The sequence below is a fragment of the Kribbella sp. NPDC051587 genome, from assembly GCF_044453945.1.
Taxonomy (GTDB): domain Bacteria; phylum Actinomycetota; class Actinomycetes; order Propionibacteriales; family Kribbellaceae; genus Kribbella.
This window is the reverse complement of the sequence record NZ_JBITDE010000004.1, coordinates 289,855-306,852: the sequence shown is the minus strand read 5'-3', so window position 1 is coordinate 306,852 and position 16,998 is coordinate 289,855. Positions and strand designations below refer to the sequence as shown.

Annotated in this window: 14 protein-coding genes and 1 tRNA gene; 9 read left to right on the top strand and 6 right to left on the bottom strand. The window is 68.4% G+C overall.

Annotated elements, in window-relative coordinates; genetic code table 11:
• The first annotated feature begins 81 nt into the window (after positions 1–81).
• Entirely contained in the window at positions 82–723 is a 642-nt protein-coding gene (locus ACIA49_RS17105) for a LuxR C-terminal-related transcriptional regulator (RefSeq protein WP_396378122.1), read from the top strand.
• Positions 724–740: 17 nt separating this feature from the next.
• A complete protein-coding gene (locus ACIA49_RS17100) occupies positions 741–1,433 on the top strand; it encodes a hypothetical protein (RefSeq protein ID WP_396378121.1) in 693 nt (230 codons plus the stop codon).
• 483 nt (positions 1,434–1,916) lie between these two features.
• Here the strand turns inward: ACIA49_RS17100 and ACIA49_RS17095 are convergent, their stop codons facing one another.
• The gene (locus ACIA49_RS17095) at positions 1,917–3,377 is read right to left on the bottom strand and encodes a DHA2 family efflux MFS transporter permease subunit (RefSeq protein ID WP_396378120.1); all 1,461 of its coding nucleotides are present in this window, start codon (positions 3,375–3,377) and stop codon (positions 1,917–1,919) included.
• 52 nt (positions 3,378–3,429) lie between these two features.
• On the opposite strand from ACIA49_RS17095, the gene ACIA49_RS17090 reads away from it, so the two are divergent.
• Positions 3,430–4,152, top strand: a complete 723-nt coding sequence (locus tag ACIA49_RS17090) for a TetR/AcrR family transcriptional regulator (protein ID WP_396378119.1) — start codon at positions 3,430–3,432, stop codon at positions 4,150–4,152.
• Here ACIA49_RS17090 and ACIA49_RS17085 read toward each other — a convergent pair.
• The gene (locus ACIA49_RS17085) at positions 4,136–4,666 is read right to left on the bottom strand and encodes an NUDIX hydrolase (RefSeq protein WP_396378118.1); all 531 of its coding nucleotides are present in this window, start codon (positions 4,664–4,666) and stop codon (positions 4,136–4,138) included. The genes ACIA49_RS17090 and ACIA49_RS17085 overlap by 17 nt on opposite strands.
• A gap of 177 nt (positions 4,667–4,843) precedes the next feature.
• A complete protein-coding gene (locus tag ACIA49_RS17080; protein ID WP_396378117.1) occupies positions 4,844–6,169 on the bottom strand; it encodes a zinc-dependent metalloprotease in 1,326 nt (441 codons plus the stop codon).
• A gap of 125 nt (positions 6,170–6,294) precedes the next feature.
• Between ACIA49_RS17080 and ACIA49_RS17075 the strand changes: the two genes are divergently transcribed.
• The 5 genes from ACIA49_RS17075 to ACIA49_RS17055 are packed head-to-tail and all read left to right on the top strand — an operon-like array spanning position 6,295 to position 11,750.
• Complete coding sequence (locus ACIA49_RS17075) at positions 6,295–6,720, top strand: molybdenum cofactor biosynthesis protein MoaE (RefSeq protein WP_396378116.1); 426 nt, start codon at positions 6,295–6,297, stop codon at positions 6,718–6,720.
• Between the two features lie 30 nt (positions 6,721–6,750).
• Positions 6,751–7,104 carry a hypothetical protein gene (locus ACIA49_RS17070; RefSeq protein WP_396378115.1) on the top strand — a complete coding sequence of 118 codons (354 nt, stop codon included), beginning with the start codon at positions 6,751–6,753 and terminating at the stop codon, positions 7,102–7,104.
• Positions 7,101–8,138 carry a PDZ domain-containing protein gene (locus ACIA49_RS17065; protein ID WP_396378114.1) on the top strand — a complete coding sequence of 346 codons (1,038 nt, stop codon included), beginning with the start codon at positions 7,101–7,103 and terminating at the stop codon, positions 8,136–8,138. The genes ACIA49_RS17070 and ACIA49_RS17065 overlap by 4 nt, the downstream gene beginning before the upstream one ends.
• A 43-nt stretch (positions 8,139–8,181) precedes the next feature.
• Positions 8,182–8,799 (top strand): PPA1309 family protein, encoded by a 618-nt coding sequence (locus ACIA49_RS17060; RefSeq protein ID WP_396378113.1) that lies wholly within the window; start codon positions 8,182–8,184, stop codon positions 8,797–8,799.
• The gene (locus ACIA49_RS17055; protein WP_396378112.1) at positions 8,796–11,750 is read left to right on the top strand and encodes a UPF0182 family protein; all 2,955 of its coding nucleotides are present in this window, start codon (positions 8,796–8,798) and stop codon (positions 11,748–11,750) included. Before ACIA49_RS17060 ends, ACIA49_RS17055 begins: the two co-directional genes overlap by 4 nt.
• A gap of 96 nt (positions 11,751–11,846) precedes the next feature.
• Here ACIA49_RS17055 and ACIA49_RS17050 read toward each other — a convergent pair whose 3' ends face one another.
• Positions 11,847–12,353, bottom strand: a complete 507-nt coding sequence (locus ACIA49_RS17050) for a hypothetical protein (protein WP_396378111.1) — start codon at positions 12,351–12,353, stop codon at positions 11,847–11,849.
• A 178-nt stretch (positions 12,354–12,531) separates the two neighbouring features.
• Positions 12,532–13,497: a GNAT family N-acetyltransferase gene (locus ACIA49_RS17045; protein WP_396378110.1), complete on the bottom strand. Its 966-nt coding sequence runs from the start codon at positions 13,495–13,497 to the stop codon at positions 12,532–12,534.
• Positions 13,498–13,555: 58 nt separating this feature from the next.
• Here ACIA49_RS17045 and ACIA49_RS17040 point away from each other — a divergent pair.
• A tRNA-Met gene (locus tag ACIA49_RS17040) sits at positions 13,556–13,629 on the top strand.
• Between the two features lie 47 nt (positions 13,630–13,676).
• On the opposite strand, the gene ACIA49_RS17035 is transcribed toward ACIA49_RS17040, so the two are convergent.
• A complete protein-coding gene (locus ACIA49_RS17035) occupies positions 13,677–16,985 on the bottom strand; it encodes a S8 family serine peptidase (protein ID WP_396378109.1) in 3,309 nt (1,102 codons plus the stop codon).
• Positions 16,986–16,998 lie beyond the last annotated feature (13 nt).

Below are 16,998 nucleotides of genomic sequence, written 5' to 3'. Positions count from 1 at the left end.
GTGTCGTGTCGAGTAACACCGCGTGCTCCGTCCTCTATCGCTAAGGCATCACGCTGCGTAGTTTGGTCCGCGGGGGGATCCATGAACGAGTTGGTCAAGGTCGTCGTCATCGACGGTCACACACTGGTCCGCTACGGTCTGATCGGTCTGGTGGGCACCGAACCCGACCTGGACGTCGTCGGCGACAGCGGCCGGCGGGCAGAGGTGTTCGGGATGGTGCTGTCCGAGCGTCCGAACGTCGTCGTCCTCGACGTCTCGCCGCCCGACCTGGCGGGCCTGCGCCTCGCCCGCGACCTCCGCCACCGCTATCCCGAGCTCGGCATCGTCCTGCTCGCTCCCGACGGTCAGGACGACGTCCTGTTCTCCGCTTTGGAGTCCGGAGTCTCCGCGTTCGTGGCGAAGAGCGCTCCGACCGACGAGATCCTCGCCGCGATCCGGCACGCCGCTGTCGCGCCTACCTCGTTCACCGCGACCGGTCTGGGCCCAGCGATGGCCCGGCGGGACCACCCGACCACGCAGGCGCTACTGAGCCCGCGCGAGGCGCAGGTGCTCGACCTGCTGGGCCAGGGCCTCTCAGTGCGCGACATCGCGGTCGCTCTCTCGGTCAGCATCTCCACGGCGAAGACCTACGTCGCACGCCTCTACGAGAAGCTCGAAGTCTCCAACCGGGCCCAGGCCATCATGACCGCGCTGCAGCGCGGACTCCTGGCCCCCAAAGTCTGACGCTACGCTCTACCACCATGGCCACCTCCGCAGATCGACGCGTGGTGGTCCTGGTGGTCCCGGCGACTCCCAGTTGGGCCCCGCCCGGCCGCACTCCCACAGCCTGGCACCACGCCCTGACCGAAGACACGTATGAGCTCCTGGCCGACCTAGCGCAAGTAGACGTAGCCGTAGCAGTAGTAACAACCGACGCCCCCGCCGCGGACCTCGGCCCCGCCCCCGCCGCGGACGTCAAAGCCGCTGCTGACGCCGCTCTCGACGTCGAAGCCGCGGTCGCTGCTGTTCGCGACCTCACCTGGCCGGGCACTCCGGTCTACGCGGTCTCGGGTGCCAGCCCTGTACTGAGTGCGATCGAGCTGGCTGGTCCCGCCGCTGCGGTCGTGGCGGTGAGCTACGACGTACCGGATCTTCCGGGGCTGCTGATCGGCAAGCTGTTCCGCGCCCTCGGCTCGGCCGACATCGCCGTCACCCCGGCGACCGACGGTTCGCTGGCCGCGATCGGTGTGATTCTCCCGATCGCCTCATGGGTCCAGGACGCTGCTCCGACCTTCGACACCACGCTCGCCGAACTCGAGGCCGTGAAGCCTCGTCGGCATGCGGTCGCGGTTGGCCCCGGATGGCACCGTCTGCGATCGAATGCTGACCTAGCGCAACTGGATCCCGGCCTCGAGGGCTGGGATGCGACAAGATCTCTACTTCGTCGTCAGTGACCCGTCACCTTCGCCGTGGTGGCTCGTTCACCATGCAGCGGGGGCTTCTGGGGGAGGCCGCACCAACCGCCGGTGCCGTTCAGGGGCGGAGATCGGCAAACGGTGCGGACCCGTCGCGACAGGCTCGCTCGGGGGAGTGGGCCCGCATCCGGGGCCACCCCTGAGTCGGCCGCGGACGCACCGAAGCACGGGGAACAGCGGGGGGATCCACGGGGGATCGCAGTTCACGGGGAAATCGCAGTACCAGCGGGGGATGCACGGGGATCGCAGTACCCGGGGGGAGGCAGTACGACGGGGATCGCAGTACGCACGGGGATCGCAGTATCAGCGGGGGGAAGCGCAGTACCGCTGTGGGGGACACGGGGATTGTGGGGCAGTTGTGAGGCACCACAGACGTAACGCCGGGGTGAACACATCAGGTAGGTGTTCACCCCGGCGCCGCTCGTCGATCCCTTGCAGGTAAGGACTTTCACCGTCCATGGTTCAGTGGCCGGCTTGCTGCGACTTCTTCGGCAGCAACCAGACGAGCACGAGCGCCATCAGGTAGAGCGCGGCGCAGATCGCCATCACCAGTTGGGCGGCAGCGAAGTAGGAGTGCGTCGACGGCTGACCGACTCGGCTGAAGAACACCGTGCCGAGTGCAGCGACACCGATGGCACCGGCGAACTGCTGGGCGGCGTTGAGCACACCGGCACCGGAACCGACCTCGGCCGGCGTGGCATCGCCGAGGATGAAGTCGAACAGCGGGATGAACAGCAGACCCGCACCGACGCCGGTCAGGAACAGGGCCGGGGTCAGCTTCCAGATCGTGATCGCGTCACCGAAGTGCGCGGTGGTCCACCAGAGTCCGAGCAGGCCGACGATGGCGATCGCGAGTCCGAGCTGCAGGTTGGCGCGGCCGAGTTTCTCGGCGAGCACTGCACCGGAGACCAGCGTGGCAATCGCCGTACCGGCGGCCCAGGGGATCAGGGCGAAACCGGTCTGCAGCGGCGTCCAGTTCATGCCGGACTGCAGCAGCAGATTGACGATCAGCACGAAGGCGCTGAGTGAGGCGTAGAACCCGCCGGTGATCAGCAGGCCGACGACGAAGCTGCGCTTGCCGAACAGCGACGGCGTGATGACGGGGTGGCGGCTGCGACGCTCGGAGCCGACGAACAGGGCGAAGGCGACGACGGCACCGGCGAGCATCGCGTAGGTCCACGCGGGCCAGCCGAGGTCACGACCTTGGATGAGCGGCACGATCAGCAGCGCCGAGGCGACGGTGAGCAGACCGACGCCGACGAGGTCGAGGCGGGTGTTGCGATCCTCGCCGCTGTGGCGCGGCAGGACGCGCCAGCCGATCGCGAGCGACAGCAGGCCGAACGGGATGTTGATCAGGAAGATCGAGCGCCACTGGCTGCCGAACAGGTCGAGGTGCAGCAGCCAGCCGGCCAGGATCGGGCCGGCGACGGTGGCCAGGCCCATGATCGGGCCCATCGGCATCAGCGCCTTGCGCAGGTGCTGGGGCGGGAAGACGATCTTGATCAGGGCGATGCCCTGGGGAATCATCACCGATCCGAACAAGCCTTGGAACACGCGGGCGACGATCAGGAACGCCGGGCTGGGCGCGAGGCCGCAGGCCAGCGACGCGAGCGTGAAGCCGACCATGCCGAGCAGGAACAGCCGACGGCGGCCGAGCAGGTCACCGAGTCGGCCGGAGGTGATCAGGCCGAGCGCGAAGGCGGCGGTGTAGGCCGACAGGACCCACTGCAGGGTCATCGCGCCACCGCCGAGGTCGGCGCGGATCGAGGGGCCGGCGAGGTTGGCGACGCTGGTGTCGATGAGGTCCATGAGTTCGGCGATGACCACGACCACGAGGACGAGCCACGCCTGGCGAAGGGGAAGCGGCGCGACGGCCTGGTGATCGGCCGTGGCACGCTCTGACGAACTTTGTTCGGTAGTCACGAACAATGTTCTACGCTTCGAACTAAGTTCGTGTCAAGCTATAGTCATGACCATGCCCGCCGACCCCAGACAACGCCGCGCCGCCCGTCACGCGCAGCCGCTCGCGGATTCCGCGCCCGCCAAGCCGCGGAAGGAGCCCATCACCGCGGAGCGGATCACCGATGCGGCCCTGCAGGTGATCGCCACCGAGGGGTACGACGCGCTGACGATCCGCCGGGTCTCCGCCGTCCTCGGGACCGGCCCATCCTCGCTCTACGCGCACATCGTGAACAAGGACGATCTCGACGACCTGCTCATCGCCCGCCTGTACGCCGGGATCGTGCTGCCCGAGCCTGATCCGGAGACCTGGCGGCAGCAACTCCTCGAGGTGTACGCGCAACTGCGCGACGAGTATCTGAAGTATCCCGGTTTGTCGCGGGCCGCGATGGCGGTGGTCTCGACCCACCTCGAGACGCTGCGGGTCGGGGAAGGGATCTTGTCGATCCTGCTCGCCGGTGGACTCGACGCCCAGACGGCTGCCTGGGCGCGCGATGCGCTCACCCTCTACGTCAACGCCTACGCGCTGGAACGCGCAGTCGTACTGCAGCGGCAGCAGCAGGAGGGCGACGACTGGGTGCTCAGTCGCGAGGAGGTCATCAGCAGGTTCAGTGCTCTTCCTGCCGACCGCTACCCGAACACCCAGCGCTACGCGGCCGAGCTGACCTCAGGCACCGGCCACGACCGCTTCGACTTCACCATCAACCTGCTCACCGAGAACCTCAGCGGACGCCGCTAGCGACCAGTTGCAGCACCGAGTCGTCGAGGCCGGCCGGCAGTTCGTCCACCCCGAACCAGGCGAGGTCGTGGGATTCCTCGCTCACCACGTACGCCGTACCAGCAGCTGCCGTCACCCGGAACTGAACGTCCAGGTGGTAGGTCCCGGCGCATCCGCCCGCCAGGATCTGGTGCCGCGAGAGCCGTACCGGCATCGGGTCGATCGTGAGCCCAGTCAGTCCGGACTCTTCTGTTGCCTCACGCAGCGCGGCCCCGGCGAGGGTCTGGTCGCCGGGCTCGCAGTGCCCACCTAGCTGGAGCCAGAGCCCGATCGTCCGGTGCAGGGTCAACAGGACCCGCTCACCGGCTCCGTCCACCACCAACGCGCTAGCGGTGAGGTGCTCAGGCCGGCACGCCCGCCACATCCCGTCCGGATGCTCGGCGAGATGGCGTAGGTAGTGCGCCCGCAGATCTTGCTGCTCACCTACAGGCGCATCCCACCGGGTCAGAACCTCGACCGCATCCTTATGAAGCACCCACCCAGCATCCCAACCCCGCCACCAGGCCACGATGAGCGGGGTCACTCACGCGCCGTCGGCACGCAGCGAGCGCGTCGCCCACTCGCGGTCGGTTGCAGTAAGCGGGTCGCCCACTCGCGGTGCCGTACCGGGACGCGCTCGCCACTCGCGGTTGGGTTGTAGCGAGCGGGTCGGCTACTTGCTGTCGGGATTCTCGCCGGCGGGGCCGTCGTCCTTGCTGTCGCCGTCCGTCGGGTCACCTTCGGTGGGGTTGTCGAGGAAGTCGGTGATGTCGATGTCGGAAAGCTCGCCGGCGTGCTGGGCGAAGCCGATCGGGTCGTCGAGGTCGGAGGTGCTGGGCAGCAGGTCCGGGTGCGACCACAGGTTGTCGCGACCGTCGACACCGCGGGCGTCGCGGACGGCGGCCCAGAGGTTCGCGGCGTCGCGGAGCCGGCGGGGACGCAGTTGCAGACCGACCAGCGTGGCGAACGTCTGCTCGGCCGGACCACCGGCTGCGCGACGACGGCGTACCGTCTCGGCGAGCTGGATGGCGGCCGGCATCCGGTCCTTCGTCGCCTGCCGGACGACGTCGTCGACCCAGCCTTCGACGAGCGCGAGCGCCGTCTCCAGGCGGGCGAGCGCTGCCTTCTGCTGCTCGGAGTCCTCGGGCTCGAAGAGCCCACCAGCCAGCGCCTCCTGCATGGCCTCAGGGTTCTGCGGGTCGATGTCGGCCATCGCACGCTCGATCTTGCCCCGGTCGACCTCGATCCCGGCCGCGTAGTCGGCGACCGCGGCGAACAGGTGCTGCCGCAGCCACGGCACACCCGCGAACAGCCGCTGGTGGGCGACCTCTCGCAGCGCGAGGTACAGCCGGACGTCCTCGTCTGCCAGCTCAAGACCCTCGGCGAACTTCACGATGTTGTCGGGCAGCAGAACGGCCTGACCCGTCGGCCCCAGCGGCAGCCCGATGTCCGACGAGCTCACCACCTCACCCGCGAGCTCGCCGAGCGCCTGACCGACCTGAGCGCCGAAGATCGAACCACCGAGCTGACGCAGCATCCCCTGCATCGGCCCCGCGAGCTGCTGGGCCTCGGCGGGCAGCGCGCCACCCATCGCACCGGCGACATGCTCGGCGACCGGATCGACGACTGTCTGCCAGACGGACAGCGTGTTCTCGACCCACTCGGCGCGGCTCCAGGCCGCGGACGTGGTGGAGACCTCGGGGAGCGTGGTGGCTTCGTCCAGCCAGTGCTCGGCCAGCCGGACCGCATCGGCGACCCGGTCTGAGTCGGTCGCGGTGATCGACCGGTCGCCGGCGGCCGACACTGTCTTGCGCGCGATGTCCTTGGCGAGGTCCCAGTTCACCGGCCTGCCGTCGGTCGAGCCGCTCAGCAGCTGCTGGACCTGCGCGAAGATCGCGTTCAGGTCCGGCGTGCCACCCGCGCCGGCCGCACCGGAGAACTGCTGGAACATGGCCTCGAACGGAGTTCCCTTGAACGGGTTGTCCGGTTCGTCGCTCATCGGAGTGGCCTTCCTGTGCGGGTACGGCGTACAACTCCAACGTACTGGTTCCACCGGCCGGTTCCGCCTCCGGCGAACGGGGGGTGTGGTGAACCAGGGTGGTGTGTCAGGGGAGAATGGGGGACATGAGCGACCCGATCAGGCTTCTGGACATCCGCGCGGAGGCGCTGTCCAGCGACGAGGTGCTGGCCGCTGTGTCCGACCCCACAGCAGGCGGGACCGCTCTTTTCATCGGGACCGTGCGCAACCACGACCACTCCAAGCCTGTGGACCGGCTCAGCTACGAGGCCCATCCGGACGCGTTGAAACAGCTGCGGCTGGTGGCCGAGCGGATCTGTGCGGACCCGGCGGTGACAGCTCTGGCCGCCGTTCATCGGATCGGTGACCTGCGGATCGGGGACGCCGCCGTGATCGTGGCGGTCGCCGCCGCGCACCGCGACGTCGCGTTCGCCGCCTGCCGGCAGCTGATCGACGAGCTCAAGGCCGAGGTCCCGATTTGGAAACACCAGCACTTCACCGACGGTGCCAGCGAGTGGGTCGGCGCACACTGACCCGTACGCTGGGCGCATGAAGGTGGCCGGATGAAGGTTTTGGCGTGGCTGGTGTTCCCACTGGCCGCCACCGTCCTGGCCATGGGCTGGGCCGCGTGGCGCGGGCGCAGCCGTGGTCCCCGCCGGTCCGGCGGCGCCTTCGCCTCGGTCGAGGACTTCCGCCGCTTCAGCGACGCCCTGGCCGCGCCCGGCCCGCAGGCCACCCCGAGCCGCCGCCCGCTGAAGGCCCGGCTGACCCGTGGCCGTCCGGTCGGCAACGCTTCGGACACGACGGGGACGGTTCGCCCGACCCGGACGTTGCCCTCGGCAGAGGGGCACGTCGGCAAGAAGCTCGGTTCGGCCGAGACGTTGGATTCCACCAAGACCGCAGGGCAGGGTTCGTGACACGTCGTACCGCAACGCTGGTCACCTCGATCGTCGTGCTCGTCATCTCGCTCGGACTGCTCACCGCGTTCCCGGTGCCGTTCGTGTCCTTCAGCCCGGGTCCGGTCAAGGACACGCTGGGGACGGCGAAGAACAAGCCCGTCATCGAGATCACCGGGTACGAGACGTTCCCGACCTCCGGGCAGCTCGACCTGACGACGGTCTCGGTGACCTCGCCGGACCGCGAGCTCACGCTGCCGCAGGCGATGCGCAACTGGCTCGACCCGCACCACGACCTGTTCCCGCGCGACATCATCTACCCGCCGGACCAGAGCGCCGACGAGGTCGAGGAGCAGAACACCGCCGAGATGACCGGCTCGCAGGACAGCGCGGTCGCGGCCGCGCTGCAGGCTGCGAAGGTGCCCTTCCACACGAAGATCTCGACGGTCTCCAAGGGCTCCCCGGCCGACGGCAAGCTGAAGCCGGGTGACGTCGTCCTGCAGGTCGACGGCCGGCCGATGACCCAGATCCCGCAGGTCGGCGACGCGGTCCGCAAGCACAAGGTCGGCGAGACGGTCACCTTCCTGATCCGCCGGGACAAGAAGGAGCAGACCGTCCAGCTGAAGACCGCGGCCACGCCGGGTGCAGAGACCCGGCCGATGGTCGGCATCAGCATCGGCGTCGACTCCCAGGTCAAGGTGACGGTCAATCTCGGCCAGGACATCGGCGGCCCCAGCGCCGGAACGGCCTTCGCCCTGGCCATCTACGACAAGCTCACGCCCGGCGCGCTGCTGGACGGCAAGCACGTCGCCGGTACCGGGACGATCGACGCCCTCGGTCAGGTCGGCGCGATCGGCGGCATCCAGCAGAAGATCGCCGGTGCCAAGAACGACGGTGCCACGGTGTTCCTGGTACCGGCCCCGAACTGTGCGGCCGCACTGCATGCCGGCGTGAAGGGCATCCAGCTGGTGAAGATCAGCACCCTGGACGACGCGATCGCCGCCCTGAAGGCGGTCAGCAGCGGGAAGGGCAACGCCCCCGCATGCACTCCGTGAGTCATCGAGAAGAATCTGCCGGCCGAAGGAGAGATCTGGCGGTATGGAATCCGTAGGCATCCTGCCCCCTGACGCGCTCAGCCGAGCGGTGATCGAGATCGAGAAGCACGTGAGCAGCTCGGGCTGGGACCAGCCCGCGCAGTTGTTCGCGCTGGTTCCCACCGACGAACTGTTGCGGGCCGAGCCCCAACTGGCCGCCGAGCTCGGGGCGGACGACGTGTCCCAGCCGCTCACCCCGGTGGCCCAGGGCGAGCTGCCCGGCGTACTCGAGGACGAGCACCTGGCCGACGCGCTGGCCCGGATCGAGTGGCCTGACGGCGTCAGCGGTTGTGCTCTCGCCATCGAGCGGATCGTCCTCCCGGCCGCGGCCGAGGCCGGCCTGTCGAGCGCCGACGCCGATGCCGAGGTCGCCCGGATGGCAGGCAGTGATCCACGCCGCCACGAGGTCCGGATGGTCGCTGCCGTGCTGCGCGAGGGAGACCGGTTCGGCGCGGTCCGGCTGCGCTCCCACGACGAGGACAGCGCCGTACTCACCGGCACCGACTTGGTCCCCACGCTGTGCGAAGTACTGTCATTGACATTCGAACCCTCCACCGGCGGCTGGCCGGGCGCGGGTCCTGGGGTCGACGGCAGCAGTGACGACGAGGAGAACCGACCATGAGCGACGGCGTCTACGACATGCCGGACGAGCCGCGCCGGGCGCGAACACCGGGGCGCCGTCCCCGGGCGTTGCTCCCGACGATCGCGACCCTGATCGTGCTGCTGATCCTGTTCAGCGTCTTCACCGACGTCTGGACCCAGCGTCTCTGGTACCGCTCGATCGACCTCGGATCGGTGTTCAGCACCGTCCTGGGTACCCGGGTGCTGCTGTTCGTGGTGGTCGGTCTGGTGATGGCCATCGCGGTCGTGGCGAATGTCCTGGTCGCCTACCGGACCCGGCCGCGGGTCGCCCTCGCGCCGTCGCCGAGCCCCGGCTTCGAGCGTTACGGCGACCTGCTCCAGCAGCGCGGCAAGATCGCGATCGGAGTGGTCGCGGCGCTGATGCTGGTCTTCGGTGGCTCGGCCGCCTCGGGCGAGTGGAAGGTCTTCCTGGCCTGGCGGAACCGGACCCCGTTCGGTGTCACCGACCAGCACTTCAACAAGGACATCGCGTTCTTCGTCTTCGACTACCCGTGGCTGCGCGTCCTGCTCGGCTTCGGCTACTCGATCGTGCTCCTGTCGCTGGTCGCCGCGATCATCACCCACTACCTGTACGGCGGCTTCCGCCCGTCCGCGAAGGGGCAGAAAGCCTCCGGGTCGGCGCAGGTGCAGTTCTCGGTGCTGCTGGGACTGCTCGTCCTGCTGAAGGCCTTCAGCTACTGGCTCGACCGCTACGGCCTGACCACCTCGAACAGCAGGCTGTTCACCGGTATCTCCTACACCGGTGACAACGCGATCCTGCCCAGCAAGGAGATCCTCGCCGTCATCGCGGTGCTGTGCGCCGGTCTGTTCTTCGCGAACGTCGTCCGGCGGACGTGGCTGCTGCCCGGCGTCGGCACGGTCGTCCTGATCCTGTCCGCGATCCTTCTCGGTGCCCTCTGGCCGGCCGCCCTGCAGCAGGTGCGGGTCCGTCCGAGCGAGCCGGTGAAGGAAGCGTCGTACATCGACAAGAACATCAAGGCGACCCGGCAGGCCTACGGTCTCGAAGGTGCCGAGGTGGTCAACTACCAGGCGAAGACGACAGCGACCCCGTCGGAGCTCACCCAGGACGCCGAGGTGCTCCCGGGCATCCGCCTGATCGACCCCAGCGTCGTCGGCCCCACCTTCGAGCAGTTGCAGCAGGTACGTGGTTTCTACTCGTTCCCGACCGATCTGGACGTCGACCGCTACAAGATCGGCGGCAAGACCGCCGACACCGTGATCGCGGTCCGCGAGGTCGAGGTAGACCGGCTGCCGGCGGGCCAGCGCAACTGGAACAACGACCACACCGTCTACACCCACGGCTACGGCGTCGTGGCCGCCAACGGCAACCAGCGTGCCGGCGACGGTACGCCGGTCTTCTCGGAGAAGGACCTGCCGCCGATCGGTCAGCTCGGCGACTACGAGCCGCGGATCTACTTCGGTGAGAAGTCGCCGACCTACTCGATCGTCGGTGGCCCGAAGGGCGGCCAGGCGGTCGAGCTGGACACGCCCGAGGGCAAGGTCGGTGGCGACCCGACCCTGAACACCTACGACGGCAAGGGCGGCGTCGGCATCGGCAGCTTCGGCAACCGGTTGCTCTACGCCACCAAGTTCCGCGACGCGAACCTGCTGCTGTCCAGCCGGGTCAACCCGGACTCGAAGATCCTCTACGACCGCACCCCGCGGGAGCGGGTCGAGAAGGCCGCACCGTGGCTGACGCCGGACGGTGACCCGTACCCGGCGGTCGTGGACGGCCAGGTCGTCTGGATCGTCGACGGCTACACCACCTCCGCGAACTACCCGTACGCGCAGAAGGTCGCCCTGGACGACAGCACCCGGGACACCACCACCGGCCGGGGCACGATCGCACAGCAGCCGAGCGAGGAGATCAACTACATCCGCAACTCGGTCAAGGCGGTCGTGAACGCCTACGACGGCTCGGTCGAGCTGTACGCCTGGGACGAGGGCGACCCGGTGCTGAAGACCTGGATGAAGGCCTTCCCGAACACCGTCAAGCCGCGCTCGGACATCTCGCCGGACCTGATGGCGCACCTGCGCTACCCCGAGGACATGTTCAAGGTCCAGCGCGACCTGCTGGCCAAGTACCACGTGACGGACTCCACCACCTGGTACCAGAACAGCGACCTGTGGCGCGTCCCGGCCGACCCGACGGCGGTCCCGTCGAGCACCGATACGGTTCCGCAAAACCAGCCTCCGTTCTATCTTTCGCTGCGGATGCCCGACCAGCCGGAACCGAAGTTCTCGCTGACGTCGGTGTACGTGCCGAACGCGGAGCGGGAGAACCTGACCGCGTTCATGGCGGTCGATGCCGACGCCTCGTCGAAGGACTACGGCAAGTTCCGGATCCTCCGATTGCCCGGCAACGTGCAGATCCCCGGTCCAGGACAGGTCTTCAACAAGTTCCAGACCGACGAGGGGATCAGAACCGCGCTGCTCCCGCTGAACCAGCCGAACAGCGGTGCGCGAGCACAGTTCGGAAACCTGCTGACGCTGCCTCTGGGCGGTGGTCTGCTCTACGTGCAGCCCGTCTACTCGGTGCGGACCAGCGGGCCGGGTAGCTATCCGGTGCTGCGTTACGTGCTCGTCTCCTTTGGCGACCGGGTCGCCTTCGGGTCGACGCTGCAAGAGGCGCTCACCAAGGTCTTCAACACCAGCGTCGATACCGGCGAGGACCCGGGCGGGAACAATCCGCCCCCGAGCCAACAGCCCACGAACCAGACGATCAAGCAGGCTCTGGCCGAAGCCCAGTCTGCCTACACCGCGGCCCAGGCCGCCCTGCGCAACGGTGATCTGGCCACGTACCAGAAGGAGGTCGAGAGGATGAAGGCCGCGATCGACCGGGCCGCGTCGGCCGGAACTGCACCGACGACGACCCCGAGCCCAACGCCGTCGACCACACCGACCAACCCGCCGAGTTCGCCGACCGGCTGACCTCTGCGCATCTCTGCGCACGAAGTAGCTCCGCGAGGGGCGGTGACACCGGCGACCGTCGGGGTCACCGCCCTTCTCGTTGCCTACGGCATCGGGTCAGGCCTCCGGATGGAAGCCCGTCGCGGTATCGAGCAGGTCGCTCTCGGCAAACCGGGTGCGGTCGAGCGAGACCTCCGCGGCCACCCCGGGGGAGACGAAGTAGAACACCTCGTCCGCGGCGGCCAGACCGTCGTACGGGCCGATCTTGACCGGGCGCAGCTCCCAGCCCGCCGGGTCCTTCTCCTCGTACTCGACGAGGAAGGTCTTCAGCGCCTCGAGATCGGTGAGCTTCGCGCCGCGTAGCGTCTTGACGGTCAGGTCGACCTGGAACGCGCCCTCCGGATCCGGGCCGGTCTCCCAGACCCGGCTGTGGAAGACGACGTCCTCCCACTCGTACTCGAAGTCGCTCGGTGTCCCGATGCCGCCGGGGAGATGCTCGATCACGAAGCCGTCCACGGTGCGTGCCCTTTGCTCGATCGACGGGGAGACCGCGGCGTGCGGCGCCGAGGATCCGACGGCCGCCGCGGTGGCGGTCGTCCAGACACCCAAGGCTGCGAGGACCACCGCGCTCCGAAGCACGATACGGCTCAGACGTGGCACGGCTCGGGAACGACGGGACGAACGCATCATGGTTGCCTCCTGGTCACCTCGGCGCCGCACTCTTTCGCACGGCGCCTCTTGCCCAAGAAGATGCAGTGATCGCTACCCGTTCGGGACGGGTGATTTCCGATCTGTGGACAACTCAGTGCCCGATCAGGCGATGCAAGCGGTGGAAGGTCTGCTGGAATCCGAGCGCCGGCCAGGCTCGCGACGACAACAGGTTGGTCACCCGCCAGTCGGTGACGACGGAGGTGTACCCGGCCTCGGCCGACCAGTTCAGCACCGCTTCGCCGAGCGCCCGCCCGGCACCCAGGCCGCGCGCCTCGGGCAACACCGCGGCGAACCCCAGGAAACCACCGTTGTCCGGCTGCGACAAACCGCTGTGGGTGCTGCCCTTCTCGATCGACGAACCTATCGACGCCCCGATCACCGAACCGTTGCTCTCGGCCACTAACGTCGCGTAGTCGGGATCGTCGAAGTCTTCCTCCCACTCGTCCAGGGCCTCCTGCAACGTCGGCAGCGTGCCGGCGGAGAACACCGGCGAGAGGCCCTGATGCTGCGGCAACGCGAGCTCCAGTTGCGCGAGCACAGGGATGTCGTCACGGACAGCACGCCGTACCGCCAGCCCAGGACGTGACGGGATCGGCGTCTCAGGAACGGGACGGATCGCGTGTGCCTGCTGCGAACCGAAAGCGAGTCGGAACCAGGCATCGAGAAGCGCAGGGTCGTCCGGGACGAGCGTGTAGTGCGCGGTCCGTCCGTCGTCGACCCACTTGGCTGCGGCCGCGCCGTACAGGTCTCTGATCTGCTCTGCCGTCCGCACCGCGTGACCGGCAGCCTCCACCCAGATGTTCGGTCCCCAGACCGGTGACTTCTTCGGTGCCCCGAGCAAGTAGCCGGTCACCTCGTCGCCGTCGCGCAGTACGGCGCCCGAGGCGTCGTCGGACTCCCAGAGCGCAGTCACCTCGGCCAGCGCACGCTGTGGATCCTCGTAGCCGGCCGGCAGCAGCGGATGCCGCGTGCGATGCTCGCGATGCCGCTCCGCGAGCAGCGCGGCCGCAGCCGGCAGATCCGTTGCTTCGAACGGTCGGATGTCGAGTCGGGACATACCCGGACGCTAACTGATTTGGTTGCCCAGCGTTCATCCATTAACCTAGTCACAGCGGCGCGGGGTGGAGCAGCTCGGTAGCTCGCTGGGCTCATAACCCAGAGGTCGCAGGTTCAAATCCTGCCCCCGCTACTTTCACGAAGGCCCGGACCTGATGGTCCGGGCCTTCGTCATGGACGCTACCTGCGGAGCCGGTAGGCGTGGATCACGGTCTGCTCGGCCTTGTTCCCGGCCGAGTCAGTGGCCGTGGCCCGCAGCGACACGAATCCGGCCTGGTCCGGGTGGTTCAGCAGGGCGGCCTGCCCCCGCATCTTGGCGGGCTTCCATGTCGCACCGTCGTCGTACGAGACATCGACCGTCACCGAGGTCAGCTGCCCGTGCGGCGCACCGTCCTGCAGCTGAACATTGACCGGTACGGCGACCTGCCTCCCGGCCGGTGCCTGGTTCAGGTCATCCAGCTCCGGCGCGAACCGGATCATCATCAGCGGCAGCGGCGTCTCGGCTGCCGTGGTCCCCGACCGGAAGGTCCAGGCGGCGGACTGGCTGCTGCTGAACGGCGAACTACTGCGCGTCGTCGCAACCTCCAGCCTGTACGTCGCGGTCCCGGCCGGCACGTCGGTGGCGAGATCACCGGCGCTGTCGGCCGAGGCGACCTCCACACCGTCTCGCAGCAAGCGGGTGCGTGCGGAATCGGAGGTCGCATCGCCGACGTGGTCGAGGTTCTGGCCGGAGTACATCCAGAGCTCCACGGACAGCTGATCACCTGTTCGCTGGGAGCTGCGGTCGGGGCTCGGGGCCGCCATGAACGGGCCGACGTTCCATCGCTCTGTCCCCGCGGAGCCAGCCTTCGTGAACAGCCGCGGCCGGAGCGCAAACACGCTCAGGAGGGTCTGGTCGCCGGAGTCGCTCCAGCGCACGAGACCGGCGGGGTCGAACTCGAAGCCGGGGGAGTACCGCTCGATCAGCGTCCCCGGTGTGGTGATCGCCGCGACCTGGTCCTTCTGGACCACCTCATTCGGCACCTGTGCCGCGACCCTGGTCCGCAGTTCGGCGAGGTCGCGATCCCTGAACCGGCGGTCCAGGGTGGCCGGGACGCTGCCGTCCTGGGACCACCTCAGGTGGTACTGGTAGGGGCTGCCCGCCCAGCCGCCCTTGCCGTCCACCCTGGCCAGCAAGCTGTCCATGCCGAAGGTGTACGCACCCGGCGCCGAGATCCGCGACGGCCGCACCCGGAGATCGTCGAGGTAGGGAAAGGCCTTGGTGCCTATCTGAGAGAACCCGATCGACGCCTTGCCTGCCCAGGGCGAGTCACGCCAGCTACTGAGGTTGAGCGATGCCGGATTCGCTTCGGGACGGTCGGTGCGGACAACGACCGGTACGGCGTCCCGCGCGTCCAGGGTCACGGTCGTATCCCCCGTGACCGCGAAGTTCGGCTCGATGAAATAGGCGGTACTGGTGCTGAACGGCTCCTCGCTGTTGATCCGGTACTGGTACGTGTCGTAGTAGTACTGGCCCTTCGGCAGCCGCAGGACCAGGGGTTCGGACGTGTAGTCCCGGTTCACGACGACAGGCTGGTCGATGTTGGCGATCAGGAAGCCGAACAGTGCCCCGGGATTACCGTCCCAGTCGATCGCCTTCACCGTCACGTCATAGCTCTCGGACTCGAGGTAGAGCGCGACGGCAGTCCGGACGCGTGTCGTACCGACCGTGGCGACAAGAGCGCCCTTGTAGCCTCCGACCGGGCCGTCGACCGAGGGGTTCGCGGTCAGTTCGACCGAGGCCTGACCGTGCGCGGCGACGGTCAGAGTGCGCGCCGGCAGTGTGAACATCTCCGCCGGGGCAGGGGCACCCTGAGGTCCCTTGATGTCATCGGTGGACAGGGAAAGGCTGACTGGCTCGTTGCCGTCGTTGTGATAGGTGACGGTCCGCGCCACGGCTTTGTCGTCGTTGTGTGGCCAGAGGGCTTCGCCGAAATCGATGCTGCCGGCATCTGCTCGAACCTGCTGAGACGTCGCCCTCGCCACGTCGACCCGACCGGTGCCCTGCTGGTAGATCGTGAGAGCCGGGTTGGGCGCGGCGCTGTCCATCAGCGCAGCCTTGAGCTCACCAGCGCTCCAGTCCGGGTGTTCCCCGGCCAGTATCGCTGCGGCTCCGGCGACGTGCGGTGCCGCCATCGACGTACCGCTGAGTTGCAGGTACGCCGAACCGACCGGCGTACCGATGGTCGCGTGTGCGGCCCGGGCGGCCACGATGCCGACGCCGGGAGCCGTGATGTCGGGTTTGATCCCACCGTCGCCGCGGCGTGGACCGCGGGACGAGAAGTCCGCCAGCTGATCGGACTTGTCCACCGCCCCGACGGCCAGCGCGGCATCGGCGGCGGCCGGGCTGCTGACGGTTTGGCTGCCGGGGCCTTCGTTGCCAGCAGCAACGACGAACAGTGCACCGGATTCGGCGGTGAGCCGGTTGACTGCCTGATCCAGCGGCCCGGTTCCATCGGTGGGGAACTCCGAGCCGAGGCTCATGTTCACCACGTCCACGCCTTGCGCGACGGCCCATTCCATCCCGGCGATGATCTGGGAGTCCGAGCCGCTCCCGTTGTCGTCCAGCACCTTGCCGTTGAGCAGCCTGGTGTCCGGCGCGACGCCCTTGTACTTGCCACCGGAGGCTGCGCCGCTGCCCGTGATGATCGAGGCGACATGCGTACCGTGGCCGAACTGATCCTCGGTGCCGGACGCGCTGTCGGTGAAGTCCTTCGCCTGGACGACCGCGTCGGTCAGGTCGGCGTGTGCGGTGCCGATGCCACTGTCGAGTACGGCGACCCTCGTGCCGCTGCCGGTGTATCCGGTCTGCCAAGCCGCCGGGGCACCGATCTGCGGCACACTCTGGTCCAGAGTCGCCTTCACCTTACCGTCGAGCCAGATCTTGCTCACCCCGCCGGCCAATGCGCTCTCCGCAGTGCCGCGGACGCCCCTCCAGAACGCTGCTGCCTGAGACTTGGGCTCATACAGCGAGACTGCGCCGACACTGTGGAGCTCGTGGACGGGACCGAGGCGCCGCATCGCCTTGGTGTCGGCACCGGCGACGATCAGCGGGATGTGCTGGCGGGATTGGTCGCCGTACCCGAGTGCGGCGAGCTTGGTGACGTTGAACAGCCGCCGATCGAGTCGGCCCGCGCCGAGCAAATGCATCACGTCGTACGGGAGGACGTAGGTGTCACCGCCCTCCTTGCGGACCTGGAACTTCGTACCGGCCCGGCCTGGCCCGGGCACAGTGACTGGTGGGTTCGAACCTCGCAGCTGAACCTTGTCCCCGGTGAGCAGCGTGACGGTCTCAGTGTGCGCTGCAGGGCGGGGCTGCGGCTCGGGCGAAGCGGTAGCGGTACCGGCCGGCGCGGCGGTTGCCGCTAGCACCAGTACCAGTACCAGTACCAGTACCAGTGCTTGTGCCACCAGGCGCCGGCGGCGACGTAATCGAGTGCGGTCGGACATCGGTCTCCTCGGT

Excerpts from the sequence above, each read along its gene's own strand:
- ACIA49_RS17105 (WP_396378122.1), top strand. The coding sequence starts at position 82 with ATGAACGAGTTGGTCAAGGTCGTCGTCATCGACGGTCACACACTGGTC.
- ACIA49_RS17055 (WP_396378112.1), top strand. The coding sequence starts at position 8,796 with ATGAGCGACGGCGTCTACGACATGCCGGACGAGCCGCGCCGGGCGCGA.
- ACIA49_RS17035 (WP_396378109.1), bottom strand. The coding sequence starts at position 16,985 with ATGTCCGACCGCACTCGATTACGTCGCCGCCGGCGCCTGGTGGCACAA.
- ACIA49_RS17070 (WP_396378115.1), top strand. The coding sequence starts at position 6,751 with ATGAAGGTTTTGGCGTGGCTGGTGTTCCCACTGGCCGCCACCGTCCTG.
- ACIA49_RS17060 (WP_396378113.1), top strand. The coding sequence starts at position 8,182 with ATGGAATCCGTAGGCATCCTGCCCCCTGACGCGCTCAGCCGAGCGGTG.
- ACIA49_RS17045 (WP_396378110.1), bottom strand. The coding sequence starts at position 13,497 with ATGTCCCGACTCGACATCCGACCGTTCGAAGCAACGGATCTGCCGGCT.
- ACIA49_RS17090 (WP_396378119.1), top strand. The coding sequence starts at position 3,430 with ATGCCCGCCGACCCCAGACAACGCCGCGCCGCCCGTCACGCGCAGCCG.
- ACIA49_RS17080 (WP_396378117.1), bottom strand. The coding sequence starts at position 6,169 with ATGAGCGACGAACCGGACAACCCGTTCAAGGGAACTCCGTTCGAGGCC.
- ACIA49_RS17075 (WP_396378116.1), top strand. The coding sequence starts at position 6,295 with ATGAGCGACCCGATCAGGCTTCTGGACATCCGCGCGGAGGCGCTGTCC.
- ACIA49_RS17100 (WP_396378121.1), top strand. The coding sequence starts at position 741 with ATGGCCACCTCCGCAGATCGACGCGTGGTGGTCCTGGTGGTCCCGGCG.